The following is a 17,563-nucleotide window of genomic DNA, read 5'->3' as shown; positions in this document are numbered from 1 at the left end:
AGGCTCTAGGGTGATGCGGCGACTCGATTTTCGAGACGGAGGGCGGCGATCGCAAAAATTTCTGCTAATGCCTGGGCTTGTTCCTGCTCTGGGCTGTTTTGCAGACGGGTTTCAAAGGCGGCGAGGATGCTTTCTTTGGTGTGGTGACCCACGGCGATGATAAATGGGAAGCCAAACCGCTTTTTGTAGGTATTGTTTAACGCGGTGAACTGGTCATATTCCGTGGGACTAAGGTGATTGAGGCCGACGCGGGTTTGTTCTTGGACGGAGGCATCGGCCATTTTGGTGCGACTGCCGAGGTCGGGATGGGCTTTGATCAGGGCGAGTTGTTCGGATTGGGGAAGCGATCGCACCACATCCACCATCGCCCCATGGAGGAGATCGCGATCGCGAAAGGGTCGGGCGTGCCAGGCTTGACAGGCGATGCTGGGGGTTTCTTCAAAAATGCCATCGAGCGCCGCCGTAAACGCCGCTTGGTCGAGGGCGTTCAATTCTGCGATCGTGTAGTGATGGAGCGTAGACATGGGTGTTTCCTGGGTAGGGGTTCGGTGTATTGAGTTCAGCCTATCGTTTTCATCCGTGATGCTCAACTGCACCATTCACGATCCAAGGGCTGTACCGCTGCGGGACAGGTTCGATTCGTCCTGGTTGGGGCCTTGTCTTGCTCCTGATGGTGCTGCCAGCGGATTGCACCCGCCCACAATACTGCCAAGAGCAACCCCGCCGCGAACCACAGTTGCCGCCACCGACGCGATCGCGCCTCCCGCTGCCGCAGGGCTACACTCGCCGCAATCCATTCCCGTGCCCTGGGGGCTAACTCTGTATCCCGTTGGGCAAGCCACTGTTCTGCTTCGGTGAGAGCCATACCCTGCAAGAGCTTGTCTTCGTCAGATCTGGCTTGATGCCATTGCTGCCACTGGGAACGCGATCGCTCCTGCCAGAGTTGAAACCCCCGATCCTCCAGGAGCCATGATTGAAACCGATCCCAGGCATGAATTAACACCTCATGCACCAATTCCACCCGATCCGACTCCACCACAAGTAACTGATGATCCGCCCAATAGGTGAGGAGATCGCGATCGCCGAGATCGTCGAGGGGGATGGAGCGACGGGCAGGGGCTGTCCCCTGGCCGGGTTGGACTAAGCGGGTAAACAGGCGGCGAGTTTGTGCCTGTGCGGCTCTGTTTAAGTGATGGTAAGCCTGTTCCGCATAGCGAGCGATCGCCTGCTCCACGCCCCCGATCGCATCGTAGGCGTGGTGGGTGAGTTGGTGCGATCGCAACCCTTCCGGCTCCTGCTCCCGTTGGTAGTCCCAAAGACGGGTCAGGGCAAATTCCAACCACGGTAACCGGCCGGGTTCATTCTCCACCGCCGCGATCATCCGTTCTGTCAAACCCGATTCCAGGCTCACACCCACCGCCTCGGCAGGCTCGACAATCGCAGCATGGCACGCCTTCGGGGTCATGGGCATTAATAATTCTGGCTGATGGCGACAGAGCAGCGGCGCAAGCTGGGCATCGGTCAGGGCCGCTTCGAGAAAATCGGCCCGCAGGGTGAGAATAACGGTCAATTTAGGGGTGTGCCAGGGTGAGGCCGTGGTATCAGCCGCATGGACAGGGGACAGAAAAACCTCCAAAAATTCCGCTTGGGTGGTGCGATCGCACCCCGTAAACAGTTCTTCAAATTGATCCGCGATCAATAGCAAACGAGGTTGCTGCTGATGCTGCAACGCACTTTTAATCACCGCCAAAAAATTCGCCTCCCCCGTCGCCAACTTTAACGCCAGCAGGGGATCAGGCTCCGGCAGCAGCTTCATTAAAGCGGTGGCAAGATTGTGGAGCGGTGTCGTGCCAGGACGAAAAATTGCGATCGCCGCCTCCGATGCAAACTGCGGGACTAACCCCGCCAACACCAAGGACGATTTCCCCATCCCCGCCGCTCCGATCAACGCCACCAACGGCTGACTATAGACCCCATAGGCCAAACGCTCCACCATCGTTTGCCGTCCCCGAAATACCGCCGCATCCGCCGCCGTAAATGCACCCAACCCTCGATAGGGACAGGGCAGGGTTGCCGTCGGATTCAGATCATCCCAGGTTAAAACCCCATAGCTCTGGGAGAGTGATCCCCCCATCGCCGGGTAGTACACCATCGGCAGCCCCATCCCCTCCAAACCGTCCCAGTCCACAGCCTGTAACTGCGCTTGAGCCGTACGCACGGCTAACGAAAGGGGCTGTCCCCGTTGAAAATTCCGTAAAATCTGATATAAAACAGTTTGCGCCACGGCATCCGACACCGGCTCACGCATCACAATCGTATACAACCCCAAGGCCGCTAAGGTCGGGACGAATGCTAGGCCATCGATAATGTTCAGCAGCACCACTACAAGTCCCTGTTTTACCGCTTTTTTGAGGCCATGGTGTAGCATCTGAGCGGTATTTTCTGGGTTGAGGTGCGCCCCCGACAGGCAGAGGATATCCCATCCCTGAGCATCCCAGAGGTGCTGATGGAGTTGAGCGCGGCTCGGTTCAATTAACCGACAAAATTCGATGGCGGGGAGGGGGCGATCGCGGTCTTCCGGTTCAGACTGCTGGCCCAACACCATCAAGATGCGGAGAGGCTGGAGGGCGGTCCGATCGCGTGGCTTCAGTTCCCGTGCTTCGGCCCGAGGGTCAGGGGTACGGAACGCGATCGCAGCCTTGGGATACTGCGTCAACCAGTCCCACTGCTGCCACGGTAAACCCTGTAACCCCACACTCGCCTGCACTAGCACCACAATGTCATCCGTCGGATCGAGGTGAGTGCGCAGGGTATCACCAAGATTGTCATGGGATTCGGATCGCAGCCACTGATTGAACTCTTGGATTAGGGTGGCGGTGAGGGCTTGTCGTTGGGCGAGGTGTTCCGGAGTCGAGGCGCAGGGGTGAGCAAGCGATCGCCACTGTTCATAACATTCGGCCAAAGCCAGATTGGGGGGTAAACGGTCAACAATGCGGGGCGGTGTTGCCTGGCCCTCAGCCTGAATTTCGAGGGTTAGCGTGACGACCTGGTTTAAATTTCCATCACAGTCGAGCAGAACTAACACCATAAAATCGGCGCGAAGGGAAAATAGACAACTCACCTTCATCCTATCGGTTCCCTTTCCGCTCCGGGTGAGTTTGCCTCAATCTCCACAGTACAGTTGAAGCAGATGGAGACAAGGGCAAGGCCTGATTCTGTCCCTAGAATGTTAGACGCAGCCCCAGAATGGGCGTTGAGGCTGCCCCCACGTTATCTGCCAATGAGATTGTTTCTAATTTGCATTTCCTGAAAACAAATAGTATTACAAGGTACAAAAGTTTGTGTTTTTCATGAAAAATTGATAAAAAGAGACCCGAAGGAACAGACTACCCCGTCACGCCCTACACTCAAATTTGGTCTGAACGGATACTAAATAATGGTTGAACATATTGTTCTGTTTAAATGGCAGCCGGATGCAACGGAGGCGGCGATCGCCGATGTTCTCGCGGCATTGCGGGGCATGGTGGGGAAAATTCCCAGCATTGTGGCGTTATCCTGTGGGGAAAATTTTTCGGCGCGATCGCAGGGCTTCACCCATGGCTTAGTGGTGCGATTCCACGATCGTCAAGGTCTCGCCGACTACCAACCCCACCCCCTCCACCAAGAAATCATCGCCACCAAAATCAAACCCATCCTCGCCGAAACCCTCGCCGTAGACTACGACTGTTAAGCTCGTGCTTCTGTACACCAAATCAGGGGCTGACTTGGCAAAACAAGGGGCTGACGCTGCCTTATTTTTTGGGTTTACTTTGCCTGAAAAAAACAAGGGGCTAAAGCCGCCTTGTCTAAGTGGGTGGATTGCCAGGCAAAGGGCTTCAGCCCCTTATCCGTGTGGAGATGATTAAACGTCCTTAAAGGGATCGTAATTAGCTAAGAGGCGTTCTAACTTAGCTTCATCAATGCGGCTGATCATCCGTTTGGATTCTTCAATGTCGCGCACTGTTTTCGACAAACTCACCGTTGAACCCACGGAAAATAGCATTCCCATTAATAGATACCCTTTAACCCAATTATCTTGATTCGGCATATACAAAATGCCGAGGAGAGTAGCCGCGATGGAAATAAAAAAACAAAGATAGGTTTGCAAGACCCAAGCATTGGTATGGACAGGTGCGGTTTGATGCTTTGTTGTTGTTGCCATAGAAACCTCGAATGGATCATGAATTGCTGAACTGTTTTCACTATGCCAAAGGGAATTGTGAGGAAACAATGAGTAACCCTGAGCCACCCGAAAGCCGAAGAGCAGGGTGTAGGGGGGTGAAGCAGGATGTAGGAGAGTGCAGGAAATTTGCTTAGAATAGGGAAAACGTGAGGCGTGATTGTCGGCCATGTTCGAGTTGGAGCAGTGGGTCAGTGCGGAGCATTATCAGGATTGGGTGGAACGTTTAATTCAGCGGGTGGGGCTGACGCGGGTGCGGGCGGAATGCTTGGTGCGGCTGTGGATCTATGCGTTGGCCCACGAGGGCAGACCGGCTCCGCTGACCCAATTAACCCAACCGGCGGGCCTGGTGACCTGTAGCCATCGGCAGGCGGCGGAATTGTTCTACAGCGATAAAGAGCAGGGGAGCGATCGCTCCGCCGGGATGATGCTCGATAAACTGGCCGCCCTGGGGTTCATTGGCAAACGCTTCGACGGCAACACCACCCAAATCACCATTCAACCCCTCGCCCTCACCCTATTTGCCGAAACCCAAGGAGAGCACCGCATCTTACCCCCGCTGCATCTGGATGATTTTGATCCCCGCTGTGATGCGATTCCCGTGGCGCAGTTGTTGGCCACAAACTACAACTGGATGAACCACAATACCGAAGCCGTACCCCATCGGATTGCGCGGTTGTTGCGGGGCTGGGCACGGCAGTATTCTGTGGGGATGCGGGTGTTGCGGCGGGACGATAATCAAAATCCGGTCGGGTTTTTCTTGCTCTATCCGGTAACGAGTGAGTCGGAGGCTAATTTTTTTGGCCCGCCCAATCGTGGCCTGCATCTGAGCGCAATTCGAGAAGTAGACCGGTTTAAGATGGCAACCCCAGGAGATACAAGCTGTGTGGCGGTGTTTATTCGCAGTTGGATGATTGCGCCGGACTATTTAAATGCCTATCGTCGGGTGTTTGTTCAGGATGTGCAAAGGACGTTGGAGCAGATGACGGTGGATTTTCCGAATTTATGCGATATTTATACGCTGATTATTCATCCCAGTTATGAGGCGTTGACGGCGGCGCTGGGGTTTCAATCCATTGGCCGCGATCCGCAAACGTCGATTCAGTGGATGTATTTTGCTTGCGATCGCTTCATGGATTTGGACCTAGATAAAGCTTTGGCCCAGTTGAATAACGGGTGACATTTTCAACCCCTCTTGCCCCATGAATAGCACATGAGGAGAGGGGGAATAGTCGATATCAGGCAATACTCACTGCCCCAATGATCACCGCGTCTTATGTTGCCTGCATCGCGTCATAGGTTTTGTATCCGCCGGTGAGGTTGAAGGCCTCGAAGCCATTTAAACGGAGAACGCGAGTGGCATAGTAGGCCCGTTGTCCCACTTGGCAGTAGACATAAATGGGCTGATCGAGAGGGAGTTCGGTTAAGCGATCGCGCAAGTCATTCAAGGGCAGATTGATCGCCCCTTCCACTGCCCCCGCTGCAAATTCAGACACCGTGCGCACATCAACAAGACAATGCGATCGCCATGCCTGATCCGACCATTGGGCGATCGGTGCATCGCCCCGGAGATGGTTCGCCGCAATCATGCCGGCAAAATTGACAGGATCTTTTGCCGCGCCAAATTGCGGCGCGTAACATAGCTCTGCTTCTTCGAGGTCGAATACCGTCGCTCCTGTTTGAATTGCCATTGCAATCACATCAACCCGCTTTTCCGTGCCCGATTCTCCCACGGCTTGCACCCCCAAGATTTTGCCCGTTTCGGGAGCGAATAGGAGCTTAATATCAATGGGGGTTGCACCGGGAAAATAGCCCACATGATGCCCTGGGTGGAGATGGACTTTTTCGTAGGGGATCGCAAGGCGTTGCAGCAGTTTTTCGCTGGCTCCGGTGCTGGCAACGGTGAGGTCAAAAATCCGACAAACGGACGTACCCTGAACACCGCGAAAGGTACTCGCACGGCCAGCGATCGCATCCGCTGCGATTCGACCTTGACGGTTAGCCGGGCCGGCTAGGGGAATTTGGGTCGGCGTTTGGGTGACAAAATCCTGCACTTCCACCACATCCCCCACAGCCCAAATGTGCGGATCGCTGGTTTGCATTTGGTCATTGACTTGAATGCCGCCCCGTTCGCCAATGGCCAGATCTGCCGCCTTCGCCAGTTGATTTTCCGGTCGCACCCCGATCGCTAAAATGACAAGATCTGCTGTATGCCTTTGCCCTGATGCTGTGCTGACTTGGATGCGATCGCCCGCCGTCGCAAACCCGCTCACGCCATCCCCTAAACACAGGTTCACCCCCCGTTCCCGCAACAGATCATGCACTGCGGCCACCATTTCCGGGTCAAGGGGCGGCATCACTTGGGGGAGTTGTTCTAATAACGTCACCTGAATATCCCGATGGATCAAGTTTTCTGTCATTTCCAAGCCAATAAATCCCCCGCCGACGATCACCGCTGTTTTCACCTGGTGGGTCGTAATCCAGTCCCGAATCCGCCGACTATCGGGGATCGTCCGCAGGGCAAAAATTCCTGGTAAATCAATTCCCGGCAAGGGGGGACGAATGGGGGCAGCACCTGGGGCAAGCACGAGGGCATCGTAGGCTTCTTCGCGTTTTTCACCGGTTTTTAAATTTTCTACGGTGATGGTTTGGCGATCGCGATCGATCCCGCACACATTATGCTCTAGGCAAACTTGAATATTGAAGCGCTCTTGAAATAAGTCTGCATTAGCCACTAAGAGCTTAGACTCATCAACGATCACATCCCCCACATAATAGGGCAGACCACAGTTGGCAAAGGACACATAGGGGCCGCGGTCATACATGATAATTTCGGCATCTTCGTCTAAACGACGCGATCGCGCCGCACAGGATGCCCCGCCAGCGACACCCCCAACAATTAAAATACGCTGCTGAGTCATGGCTTCTTGTTCCTGTGCTCAAATTGAATGATTACTGTTGATCCTAGACAATGACCCAGGGCGATCGCGCTTCCTTCAAGCTCTTTTAACGTCCCCGTTGCAATAACTGTGGCTCTGCCAGGGTTCACCCTGGGCGGCCCAGAGGATTCGATCGGCTCATTCTGGAACTGCAATTTTGTATGGTGTAGTGGGACAGTGGGCGGCACAAACTCGGTAACAGGGAATCAATCGAACCATGCACCCAATCCTCTCCAACCATAGCGACACCCTAGGGATTCATGAAACGAAAATTGCAGCGATGGTATGACTGGCTAGAGTCCAACGGAGCCGCTCCGGCCTTTGGGGGCGGCGTTTTGTTGACGATTGGTCTTTGTTTTTTCGGGGCAGCCACGAACACCATGGCGGGTTGGCTCTATGTGATTAGTGGGTTAATCCTGGCGTTACTGATCTTGGGGGCGGTCTTACCGATGCGATCGCTCAAAGCCCTCCAAGTCCAGCGGCAACCGATTACGCCGGTGAGCGTCGGGGACGTGATCAGCCTCGATGTGCAAGTGACGAACCCCACCACCCAGCCGAAAGCACTGCTGCAATTGATCGAACTGCTCCCCAAAGCCTTGGGACAGCCCCAACCCATCACCATTGAAGCGATCGCCCCCCAGCAAACCCGCACCTATACCACCACCACCCAAGCCACCCAGCGCGGCCTGTACCATTGGCCGGGCCTCTTTTTTCGCACCGGCAATCCCTTAGGCCTATTTTGGTGTCGGCGGTGGCGATCGCTCCCCGCCCAAGTCATCATTTACCCGCAGATCCTTCCCCTGCGCCGTTGTCCCCTGATCGATACCATCCAACAAAACGAACAACTCAACGTCCAACAAGAACACCGCTACCAAGCCGCCACCGAAGGCATCACCAAAGCCCTCCGACCCTATCGCTTTGGTGATCCCACCCGCCTGATTCACTGGCGCACCAGTGCCCGCCTTGGCAATCTACAAGTGCGCGAACTCGAAATTCTCACCAGTGGCCGCGAGGTACTGATTGCCCTCGATAGCCATGCCGTTTGGTCTCATGATGACTTTGAGCAAGCCGTCATTGCCGCGGCCTCTCTCTACTTCTACACCAGCCGTGCGCAACTTGCCGTCACCCTCTGGACAGCCGCGACAGGAACCGTACAGGGCAATCGGGTCGTGCTTGAAACCTTGGCAGCCGTTCAATACCAAGAGGCACTCCAATTCGAGCGCCCCGCGACTATGCCTCTCCTATGGCTAACACCATCCGGGCAGGCTTCAAGCGCCTTACCCCCCGGTAGTTTAACTCTCCTCTTTGGCTCAACCTCAACCCAAACCACCCAAACACCGACATTAGTGATTGAGCGCGATCGCCCCCTGATCGAACAACTCAGCCAACCCATTCAATTTCGCTAATCGCCTAGGCAACCGCCACCCCATGGCGTGTCATCGCCAATTGAACCAGGTGATCCACTAAATCAGGAAACGGAATACCAGAACATTCCCACAGTTGCGGATACATACTTAACGCAGTAAAACCAGGCATCGTATTGATTTCATTAATGAAAATCTCCCCCGTTGCCTCCACATAGAAAAAATCCACCCGCGACAGTTCCGCAGCATCCACCGCTTGAAACGCCTGGATCGCCATTTGCTGAATTCGTTGCACAATAGCCTCCGGTAATTGTGCCGGAATCGTTAACGTCGCCCGCCCATCGGTGTACTTCGTTTCATAATCGTAAAACTCAGCATCAAAGGTAATTTCCCCCACCACCGACGCTTTGGGGTGTTCATTTCCCAACACTGCACATTCCACCTCACGGCCCACCACCCCAGCTTCGACAATCAAGCGACGGTCAAACTGAGCCGCTTCCTTCAACGCCACTTCCAATTCAGGGCGCGTCTTCACCTTAGCAATCCCCACTGAAGATCCTAAATTCGCCGGTTTCACAAACGCCGGATAGCCCAGTTGGGTTTCAATCTCATCACAACATTTATTCAGATCGGCAGCAGGGCCGGAAAGTTGCGATCGCATCATCTCCACATACTTCACCTGCGCCAACCCCACCGCTGCAAACGCCGTCTTCATCGCCAACTTATCCATCCCCACACAAGACCCCAGCACCCCACTCCCCACATAGGGCACTTGCATCAACTGCAACAACCCCTGAATTGAGCCATCCTCGCCATTGGGGCCATGCAAAATTGGAAACCACACATCCACATCAGCCGCCTGGGGAGGGAACTGCCACCGCGATCGTTTCACCTCCGACGAGAGCGGAATATCCGTCACCTCTAGAGCATTGTCTAAAACCTGTTGAGCCAGTTCCGGGCCCTGCCATACCCCATCCTTTTGGATGTAGAAGGGCATCACACAATACTTACTTTGGTTTTCAGGTGTTGAGAATCCTTGGGCGATCGCCCGAGCCGAAACAATCGAAACCTCATGCTCCCCCGAACACCCCCCAAACAACAACCCCACATTCAACTGCTGCACCATACCCATACAATCCTCCTGCCACATATAGAACGAAAGACCCTCTTGCAAAATCACTTACAAGATCCTCGCGATTCTACCACCACCCCCTTCCCACAGCAGTCCTCCCCCAAAGTAGGTCAAACGCTCTACCCAATCAAACATCATGCCCAAAATCAGGAGAAAATCAAAAATATTTTATGCCTTGAAACCCTTGCTATCTCTGGCTTACATCGATTTCCTCAAGCAACCCCCAAAAATTCATTCCAAAAAGGGGTTGACAGTTCAGGGGGGAGTAGATATATTGATAAATGCGCGGCAAACAAAACGCGCCCCGAACCTAGAAAAAAGAATAGTTTGAGAGCCGACAAAAAGGTTCCCCGTTAAACAAGAAACTAAGCTAAGGATAAACCAAAATGGAGAGTTTGATCCTGGCTCAGGATGAACGCTGGCGGTATGCCTAACACATGCAAGTCGAACGGTCTCTTCGGAGATAGTGGCGGACGGGTGAGTAACACGTGAGAATCTGGCTTCAGGATGGGGACAACAGTTGGAAACGACTGCTAATACCCGATATGCCGAAAGGTGAAAGATTTATCGCCTGAAGATGAGCTCGCGGCTGATTAGCTAGTTGGTGGGGTAAGAGCCTACCAAGGCGACGATCAGTAGCTGTTCTGAGAGGAAGATCAGCCACACTGGGACTGAGACACGGCCCAGACTCCTACGGGAGGCAGCAGTGGGGAATTTTCCGCAATGGGCGAAAGCCTGACGGAGCAATACCGCGTGCGGGAGGAAGGCCCTTGGGTCGTAAACCGCTTTTCTTAGGGAAGAAACCTGACGGTACCTAAGGAATAAGCCTCGGCTAACTCCGTGCCAGCAGCCGCGGTAATACGGAGGAGGCAAGCGTTATCCGGAATTATTGGGCGTAAAGAGTCCGTAGGTGGTTCATCAAGTCTGCTGTTAAAGCGTGCAGCTCAACTGCATATAGGCAGTGGAAACTGTTGAACTAGAGTATGGTAGGGGTAGGGGGAATTCCCAGTGTAGCGGTGAAATGCGTAGAGATTGGGAAGAACACCGGTGGCGAAAGCGCCCTACTGGGCCATAACTGACACTGAGGGACGAAAGCTAGGGTAGCGAATGGGATTAGATACCCCAGTAGTCCTAGCCGTAAACGATGGAAACTAGGCGTAGCTTGTATCGACCCGAGCTGTGCCGAAGCTAACGCGTTAAGTTTCCCGCCTGGGGAGTACGCACGCAAGTGTGAAACTCAAAGGAATTGACGGGGGCCCGCACAAGCGGTGGAGTATGTGGTTTAATTCGATGCAACGCGAAGAACCTTACCAAGGCTTGACATCCCGCGAATCTCTTGGAAACAGGAGAGTGCCTTCGGGAACGCGGAGACAGGTGGTGCATGGCTGTCGTCAGCTCGTGTCGTGAGATGTTGGGTTAAGTCCCGCAACGAGCGCAACCCTTGTCCTTAGTTGCCATCATTAAGTTGGGCACTCTAGGGAGACTGCCGGTGACAAACCGGAGGAAGGTGAGGATGACGTCAAGTCAGCATGCCCCTTACGTCTTGGGCTACACACGTACTACAATGGTTGGGACAAAGGGCAGCAAGCTCGCGAGAGTAAGCGAATCTCATCAAACCCAGCCTCAGTTCAGATTGCAGGCTGCAACTCGCCTGCATGAAGGAGGAATCGCTAGTAATCGCAGGTCAGCATACTGCGGTGAATCCGTTCCCGGGCCTTGTACACACCGCCCGTCACACCATGGAAGCTGGCAACATCCGAAGTCGTTACTCCAACTGTTTACAGAGGAGGGCGCCGAAGGTGGGGCTAGTGACTGGGGTGAAGTCGTAACAAGGTAGCCGTACCGGAAGGTGTGGCTGGATCACCTCCTTTAAGGGAGACCTCAAAGGGATGAAGTCATCAGAAACCAAAGCGAAAGCAGAGGAATCTAAAAAACTAACTTCACTCAATGACATCCCAAGGTCGTTCGGAGAACCTGATTATCAATAAAGCTCTCAAACTATGGGGTTCGGAAAATGGGCTATTAGCTCAGGTGGTTAGAGCGCACCCCTGATAAGGGTGAGGTCCCTGGTTCAAGTCCAGGATGGCCCACATTTAACCGAGTCAGAACCAGAAAGACAGTAGCACCTATGAGGTAACAGCAAACTAGTGTCAAGACATAAGTTTTCACTGTGAAGCTGCATGATATCTCTAAGAGTGAATCAGAACGCTGTCGAAGAAAAAAGTAAGGATAAGATTCAGCACTGCTCGAAAGAAGAGTAAATGCTGGATTTCAAGTCCAGCCCAGAACCTTGAAAACTGCATAGTCAAGAATCAAAAAGTGTAGAGAGTCCTGTTTAGCAGGAATCTTAAAACAAGTTAGGTCAAGTTACAAAGAGCTAACGGTGGATCCCTTGGCACACAGAGGCGAAGAAGGACGTAGCGACCGACGAAACGCTCCGGGGAGCTGGAAGCAAGCATTGATCCGGAGGTGTCCGAATGGGGCAACCCTGCATACTGCCCGCTGAATATATAGGCGGGAAAGAGCGAACGCAGCGAACTGAAACATCTTAGTAGCTGTAGGAAGAGAAAGCAAAAGCGATTCCCTAAGTAGCGGCGAGCGAAATGGGAACAGCCTAAACCTATCTCTAAGGAGATAGGGGTCGTGGGACAGTCACCAGAGACTAGAAAGGTTAAACGAAATAGTTGAAAGCTATACCAGAGAAGGTAAAAGTCCTGTAGTTGAAAACTAGACTAGCTCGACTGAATCCCGAGTAGCACGGAGCACGTGAAATTCCGTGTGAATCAGCGAGGACCACCTCGTAAGGCTAAATACTCCTGTGTGACCGATAGCGAACCAGTACCGCGAGGGAAAAGTGAAAAGAACCCCAGTGAGGGGAGTGAAATAGAACGTGAAACCGTTAGCTTACAAGCAGTGGGAGGACGATTTAACGTCTGACCGCGTGCCTGTTGAAGAATGAGCCGGCGACTTACAGGTTCTGGCAGGTTAAGACGGAAATGTCGAAGCCAAAGCGAAAGCGAGTCTGAATAGGGCGTTAGTCAGAATTTGTAGACCCGAACCCGGGTGATCTAACCATGTCCAGGATGAAGCTTGGGTAAAACCAAGTGGAGGTCCGAACCGACTAATGTTGAAAAATTAGCGGATGAGGTGTGGTTAGGGGTGAAATGCCAATCGAACCCGGAGCTAGCTGGTTCTCCCCGAAATGTGTTTAGGCGCAGCGGTTAAGAGATTGCATGGGGGGTAAAGCACTGTTTCGCTGCGGGCTGCGAGAGCGGTACCAAAGTGAGGCAAACTCAGAATACCCATGTAAAACTTAACCAGTAAGACGGTGGGGGATAAGCTTCATCGTCAAGAGGGAAACAGCCCAGACCACCAGCTAAGGTCCCCAAATGGACACTAAGTGAGTAAGGAGGTGGGAGTGCATAGACAACCAGGAGGTTTGCCTAGAAGTAGCCATCCTTGAAAGAGTGTGTAATAACTCACTGGTCAAGCGCTCCTGCGCCGAAAATGAACGGGGCTAAGTGTCCTACCGAAGCTGTGGACTTACTACGTAAGTGGTAGGGGAGCGTTCTGTATGGTGAGAAGCATTAGCGGCAAGCAGATGTGGACTGTACAGAAGTGAGAATGTCGGCTTGAGTAGCGAAAATATGTGTGAGAATCACATACCCCGAAACCCTAAGGGTTTCTCCGGAAGGCTCGTCCGCGGAGAGTTAGTCGGGACCTAAGGCGAGGCCGAAAGGCGTAGTCGATGGATACAGGGTCAAAATTCCCTGACTTCTAAGTGGGAGCTGCATAAGGGACGCATGAAAACTAGCCTTACCCTGATTGGATTGGGAGGAGTCTACGGACTCTGCAAGGTGAACGATAGTGCCAAGAAAAGCTTATGTAGTGATGAAAGCTTAGAACCCGTACCCGAAACCGACACAGGTAGGGTGGTAGAGAATACCGAGGGGCGCGAGGTAACTCTCTCTAAGGAACTCGGCAAAATTACCCCGTAACTTCGGGAGAAGGGGTGCCACCGAGAGGTGGTCGCAGTGAAGAGTCCCAGGCGACTGTTTACCAAAAACATAGGTCTCTGCCAACTCGCAAGAGGAAGTATAGGGGCTGACGCCTGCCCAGTGCCGGAAGGTTAAGGAAGTTGGTCAGTCTTCGGATGAAGCTAGCGACTGAAGCCCCGGTGAACGGCGGCCGTAACTATAACGGTCCTAAGGTAGCGAAATTCCTTGTCGGGTAAGTTCCGACCCGCACGAAAGGCGTAACGATCTGGGAGCTGTCTCGGAGAGAGGCTCGGCGAAATAGGATTGTCTGTGAAGATACGGACTCCCTGCACCTGGACAGAAAGACCCTATGAAGCTTTACTGTAGCCTGGCATTGTGTTCGGGCCTCAATTGCGCAGGATAGGTGGGAGGCGTTGAAGTAGCTCTTGTGGGAGTTATGGAGCCACTGGTGAGATACCACTCTATTGAGGCTAGAATTCTAACCCTAACCCGTTAGCCGGGAAGGGGACAGTTTCAGGTGGGCAGTTTGACTGGGGCGGTCGCCTCCAAAAAGGTAACGGAGGCGCGCAAAGGTTCCCTCAGGCTGGTTGGAAATCAGCCGCAGAGTGCAAAGGCAGAAGGGAGCTTGACTGCGAGACTGACAAGTCGAGCAGGGACGAAAGTCGGCCTTAGTGATCCGACGGCACTGCGTGGAAGGGCCGTCGCTCAACGGATAAAAGTTACTCTAGGGATAACAGGCTGATCTCCCCCAAGAGTCCACATCGACGGGGAGGTTTGGCACCTCGATGTCGGCTCATCGCAACCTGGGGCGGAAGTACGTCCCAAGGGTTGGGCTGTTCGCCCATTAAAGCGGTACGTGAGCTGGGTTCAGAACGTCGTGAGACAGTTCGGTCCATATCCGGTGCAGGCGCAAGAGCATTGAGAGGATTCTTCCTTAGTACGAGAGGACCGGGAAGAACGCACCTCTGGTGTACCTGTTATCGTGCCAACGGTAAACGCAGGGTAGCCAAGTGCGGAGCGGATAACCGCTGAAAGCATCTAAGTGGGAAGCCCACCTCAAGATGAGTGCTCTCATGGCATAAGCCAGTAAGGTCACGGGCAGACTACCCGTTAATAGGTGCTAGGTGGAAGTGCAGTAATGTATGCAGCCGAGGCATCCTAACAGACCGAGGGCTTGACCTCTATTTTTGATTCTTCTATGCAGTCTTGAAGGGATTGCTGGTGTCTAAGGCGTAGTGGTCCCACTCCGATTCCATCCCGAACTCGGTTGTGAAACGCTACAGCGGCGACGATACTTGGAGGGTTGCTTCCTGGTAAAATAGCTCGATGCCAGCTTCTATTTTTTGAAAAAAGTCCTACTGCTTATTGCGGTGGGACTTTTTTGTTGGGTGTTTGCAGGATATTTTGGATGACTTATGGCTGTTACAGCCTTTACTAATAACATCAAGCACACCCTAGTGCTGCCATCCTACGAGGGTGCTGACTTTAGCCCGCAAGAGGAATGCTTACTGTGATTGATAATTCGGGTAAAGGCTGTAAGTGCTTAAATTCTCTATCACCCCTCGGATAAAATGGGCGGTTATTGAGTGAATAGCCGTCTCCTATGTTTCCTTTCTTTTTTCCGTTAGAACCGACGTTCCTCGTTCAGACGATCGCGCCTCAACCCCAAGAAATTCTGCGCTCCCAAGAGGTACGTGCCCTGCCGAATGGGTTGGATCAAGTGCCGGTGTTTAATAGCAACAGTCCTGAACTGGTACTAGAACCGGGTATTTTACTCTCGACGTTTCCGGGCGATCGCAAAGCGCACCCCGATGCACACCTCAACTATCAGTTTCCGCCGGGTCGTTTTGATGTTTTCGCGCACCATATTGCCAAGGCTGATCCCCCTGAGGATCTCCGCACTCTTTACATGGCGGTTGTGGCCCATAACCCTACGGATCAAGCGATCGCCATTGATTTCCTGGCCGGGGCGAGCTATCTGAGTCAGCCCGATGCGCCGTTTTTGCCCATGGACCCCTTTTTGAAAAATCCAGCGGGTCAAGTGTATGCGGGGCCGGGAAGTCGGGTGATGAGTGATTTAATTCGCGATCGCCTCCAACCATCGTTTCCGCTGCGGGTGATTGTGCCGCCTGGAGCGACAAAACTCTTGCTCAATGCCCCCATTCCCGTGCGGGAACTTGACCCCCCGATTAATGGACGCTCGACCTACCTGCGACTCCAGAGTAATGGCCCCCTGTACTTGGCAAGTTTGGCACAGTTTGCCCCCACCAATGCCCAAGGGGAGGAACGGGCTCCGAGGCTCCGGGAATGGGTGGATCTGTTGGAAACGGGGAATGTGGCGGGGCCACGCGATCGCGCCGCTACCCCTCTTGATACCACCGGTCAATTTCTCTATGGCCGGGTGGCTGGGGTGGCGATCGGGTCGCAATGGGATGCCCGCTTAACCGATGGTGCAGAATCTACCCGCTTAACGATTCCCGCCCCTGGTGCAGCGGTATCCTACGGGGTAAGTTTGTTGGATCGGGGTACGTTGGGGACGGGACAGGTGCAAAGTGCTGAATTGGTGCGACGCTACCCCGACACCGCCTATCGTGCCCATGGTAACTATGGCGTGGAATATAACCTTGATTTTCCCCTCCATAACCCCACGAACATCCTCCAAACAGTGACCGTCGCACTGGAAACGCCGATTAAGTTTGACCAACCGGCTCCCGGTCTGCGCTTTTTCGAGCCGTTACCCACGCCCACGTTTTTCCGGGGTACGGTGCGGGTGCAGTATCGCGATGATCAGGGTCAGGCACAGCGGCAGTATTATCATTTGATTCACCGTCGAGGTCAGGCGGGAACGCCCCTGGTGACGGTGACGCTGCAACCGGGCGAGGAGCGTCTCGTGACTGTGAATCTGGCTTATCCTCCGGATGCGACCCCGCCGCAGGTGGTGACGATTCAAACTCTTGAATAATTGAATAATGCGCCGCGCCATGATGAGGGCTGGCGGTTTGGGGGAGAGTTTTGGTGTTGGGTTGATCCTCGCGAAATTCTGGCTATGGTGTTGCGATCGCCACGTCACCGTTCAACCCGTTAAATGATATCGGCAAAGGTGCGCTCCATCCGTCGAAAATACCAAATTCCTCCCAGCAAAACCCCAAATAACAACAACAAGGATAGGAAAAACCCCGGCAGGTATAGCGGCGAGGCCTGCCCCAGAATGGCCCAGCGAAACCCATCAATCACCCCCACCATCGGATTCAGGGAATAGAGCAAGCGCCACCGTTCTGGAACTACATCACTGCTAAAACCCACGGGGGAAATGTAGAGACCAAACTGCACCATAAATGGCACGACAAACCGAAAATCACGGTACTGCACATTCAACGCCGCGAGCCATAGCCCCACGCCCAAACTGGCCAAGGCTGCGATCGCCACCAACACCGGCAACAGGACAATCCGCCAACTCGGCACAAAGTTATACCACGCCATTAAACCCAGCAAAATGATCCCCGAAATCAGAAAATCCACAAAACTCACCACGATCGCACTCGCAGGCACAATCAAACGGGGAAAATACACCTTTGCCAGCATATTGGCATTGGTCACCAAGCTATTACTACAGGCCGAGAGAGAATTCGCAAAAAACTGCCACGGCAACATTCCCGCAAACACCAAAATCGGATAAGGAACCCCCGACGAGGGCAACTTCGCCAAATTGCCAAACACCACCGACAGCACTACCATCGTCAAAAATGGCTGCAACAGCGCCCAAATCACGCCGATCGCCGTTTGTTTATAGCGCACCAGAATGTCACGCCAGGCCAAAAAACCAAACAACTCCCGGTAGCGCCACAGATCTTGCCAATAGTGCTTTTCAACTTTGCCAGCTTCAATGATCAATTCAGGAGGGCGAGACATGG

11 protein-coding genes, 1 tRNA gene and 3 rRNA genes are annotated in these 17,563 nt (G+C 53.6%); 9 read left to right on the top strand and 6 right to left on the bottom strand.

Going from position 1 to position 17,563, the window contains the following annotated elements:
• Positions 1-5: 5 nt before the first annotated feature.
• Positions 6-524 carry a 2-oxo-4-hydroxy-4-carboxy-5-ureidoimidazoline decarboxylase gene (gene uraD / locus SPI6313_RS08955; protein WP_072620678.1) on the bottom strand — a complete coding sequence of 173 codons (519 nt, stop codon included), beginning with the start codon at positions 522-524 and terminating at the stop codon, positions 6-8.
• 62 nt (positions 525-586) lie between these two features.
• Positions 587-3,088: an nSTAND1 domain-containing NTPase gene (locus SPI6313_RS08950; RefSeq protein WP_139276590.1), complete on the bottom strand. Its 2,502-nt coding sequence runs from the start codon at positions 3,086-3,088 to the stop codon at positions 587-589.
• A gap of 348 nt (positions 3,089-3,436) precedes the next feature.
• Between SPI6313_RS08950 and SPI6313_RS08945 the strand changes: the two genes are divergently transcribed.
• Positions 3,437-3,730 (top strand): Dabb family protein, encoded by a 294-nt coding sequence (locus SPI6313_RS08945; protein WP_072620676.1) that lies wholly within the window; start codon positions 3,437-3,439, stop codon positions 3,728-3,730.
• A gap of 171 nt (positions 3,731-3,901) precedes the next feature.
• Here the strand turns inward: SPI6313_RS08945 and SPI6313_RS08940 are convergent, their stop codons facing one another.
• The gene (locus SPI6313_RS08940; protein ID WP_072623069.1) at positions 3,902-4,201 is read right to left on the bottom strand and encodes a YiaA/YiaB family inner membrane protein; all 300 of its coding nucleotides are present in this window, start codon (positions 4,199-4,201) and stop codon (positions 3,902-3,904) included.
• 187 nt (positions 4,202-4,388) lie between these two features.
• On the opposite strand from SPI6313_RS08940, the gene SPI6313_RS08935 reads away from it, so the two are divergent.
• Positions 4,389-5,399: a hypothetical protein gene (locus SPI6313_RS08935; RefSeq protein ID WP_072620675.1), complete on the top strand. Its 1,011-nt coding sequence runs from the start codon at positions 4,389-4,391 to the stop codon at positions 5,397-5,399.
• Positions 5,400-5,493: 94 nt separating this feature from the next.
• Here SPI6313_RS08935 and SPI6313_RS08930 read toward each other — a convergent pair whose 3' ends face one another.
• Positions 5,494-7,140 (bottom strand): FAD-dependent oxidoreductase, encoded by a 1,647-nt coding sequence (locus tag SPI6313_RS08930; protein ID WP_072620674.1) that lies wholly within the window; start codon positions 7,138-7,140, stop codon positions 5,494-5,496.
• 278 nt (positions 7,141-7,418) lie between these two features.
• Between SPI6313_RS08930 and SPI6313_RS08925 the strand changes: the two genes are divergently transcribed.
• Positions 7,419-8,564 (top strand): DUF58 domain-containing protein, encoded by a 1,146-nt coding sequence (locus tag SPI6313_RS08925; protein ID WP_072620673.1) that lies wholly within the window; start codon positions 7,419-7,421, stop codon positions 8,562-8,564.
• A gap of 4 nt (positions 8,565-8,568) precedes the next feature.
• On the opposite strand, the gene SPI6313_RS08920 is transcribed toward SPI6313_RS08925, so the two are convergent.
• Positions 8,569-9,645: a D-alanine--D-alanine ligase gene (locus tag SPI6313_RS08920; RefSeq protein WP_072623068.1), complete on the bottom strand. Its 1,077-nt coding sequence runs from the start codon at positions 9,643-9,645 to the stop codon at positions 8,569-8,571.
• A gap of 45 nt (positions 9,646-9,690) precedes the next feature.
• Between SPI6313_RS08920 and SPI6313_RS22850 the strand changes: the two genes are divergently transcribed.
• The 6 genes from SPI6313_RS22850 (at position 9,691) to SPI6313_RS08890 (ending at position 16,614) form a co-directional block, all read left to right on the top strand.
• Positions 9,691-10,011, top strand: a complete 321-nt coding sequence (locus tag SPI6313_RS22850; RefSeq protein ID WP_139276589.1) for a hypothetical protein — start codon at positions 9,691-9,693, stop codon at positions 10,009-10,011.
• A 26-nt stretch (positions 10,012-10,037) separates the two neighbouring features.
• Positions 10,038-11,525: ribosomal RNA gene (locus SPI6313_RS08910) — 16S ribosomal RNA — on the top strand.
• Positions 11,526-11,670: 145 nt separating this feature from the next.
• Positions 11,671-11,744: transfer RNA gene (locus tag SPI6313_RS08905), tRNA-Ile, on the top strand.
• A 270-nt stretch (positions 11,745-12,014) separates the two neighbouring features.
• Positions 12,015-14,834 (top strand): 23S ribosomal RNA (locus SPI6313_RS08900).
• A 35-nt stretch (positions 14,835-14,869) separates the two neighbouring features.
• Positions 14,870-14,987, top strand: a 5S ribosomal RNA gene (gene rrf, locus SPI6313_RS08895).
• The 16S, 23S and 5S rRNA genes sit together here with 1 tRNA gene alongside, the layout of an rRNA operon.
• A gap of 268 nt (positions 14,988-15,255) precedes the next feature.
• Complete coding sequence (locus tag SPI6313_RS08890) at positions 15,256-16,614, top strand: DUF3370 domain-containing protein (RefSeq protein WP_072620671.1); 1,359 nt, start codon at positions 15,256-15,258, stop codon at positions 16,612-16,614.
• A 119-nt stretch (positions 16,615-16,733) separates the two neighbouring features.
• Here SPI6313_RS08890 and SPI6313_RS08885 read toward each other — a convergent pair whose 3' ends face one another.
• On the bottom strand, positions 16,734-17,561 hold the full coding sequence (locus SPI6313_RS08885) for an ABC transporter permease (RefSeq protein ID WP_072620670.1): 828 nt from the start codon (positions 17,559-17,561) through the stop codon (positions 16,734-16,736).
• Positions 17,562-17,563: the final 2 nt, after the last annotated feature.

This window comes from Spirulina major PCC 6313, assembly GCF_001890765.1.
Taxonomy (GTDB): Bacteria; Cyanobacteriota; Cyanobacteriia; order Cyanobacteriales; family Spirulinaceae; genus Spirulina; species Spirulina major.
This window is presented reverse-complemented; position numbering and strand designations above follow the sequence as displayed.

Coding starts and splice junctions, on each gene's coding strand:
- uraD (WP_072620678.1), bottom strand. CDS start 524: ATGTCTACGCTCCATCACTACACGATCGCAGAATTGAACGCCCTCGAC.
- SPI6313_RS08950 (WP_139276590.1), bottom strand. CDS start 3,088: ATGGTGTTAGTTCTGCTCGACTGTGATGGAAATTTAAACCAGGTCGTC.
- SPI6313_RS08945 (WP_072620676.1), top strand. CDS start 3,437: ATGGTTGAACATATTGTTCTGTTTAAATGGCAGCCGGATGCAACGGAG.
- SPI6313_RS08940 (WP_072623069.1), bottom strand. CDS start 4,201: ATGGCAACAACAACAAAGCATCAAACCGCACCTGTCCATACCAATGCT.
- SPI6313_RS08935 (WP_072620675.1), top strand. CDS start 4,389: ATGTTCGAGTTGGAGCAGTGGGTCAGTGCGGAGCATTATCAGGATTGG.
- SPI6313_RS08930 (WP_072620674.1), bottom strand. CDS start 7,140: ATGACTCAGCAGCGTATTTTAATTGTTGGGGGTGTCGCTGGCGGGGCA.
- SPI6313_RS08925 (WP_072620673.1), top strand. CDS start 7,419: ATGAAACGAAAATTGCAGCGATGGTATGACTGGCTAGAGTCCAACGGA.
- SPI6313_RS08890 (WP_072620671.1), top strand. CDS start 15,256: ATGTTTCCTTTCTTTTTTCCGTTAGAACCGACGTTCCTCGTTCAGACG.
- SPI6313_RS08885 (WP_072620670.1), bottom strand. CDS start 17,561: ATGTCTCGCCCTCCTGAATTGATCATTGAAGCTGGCAAAGTTGAAAAG.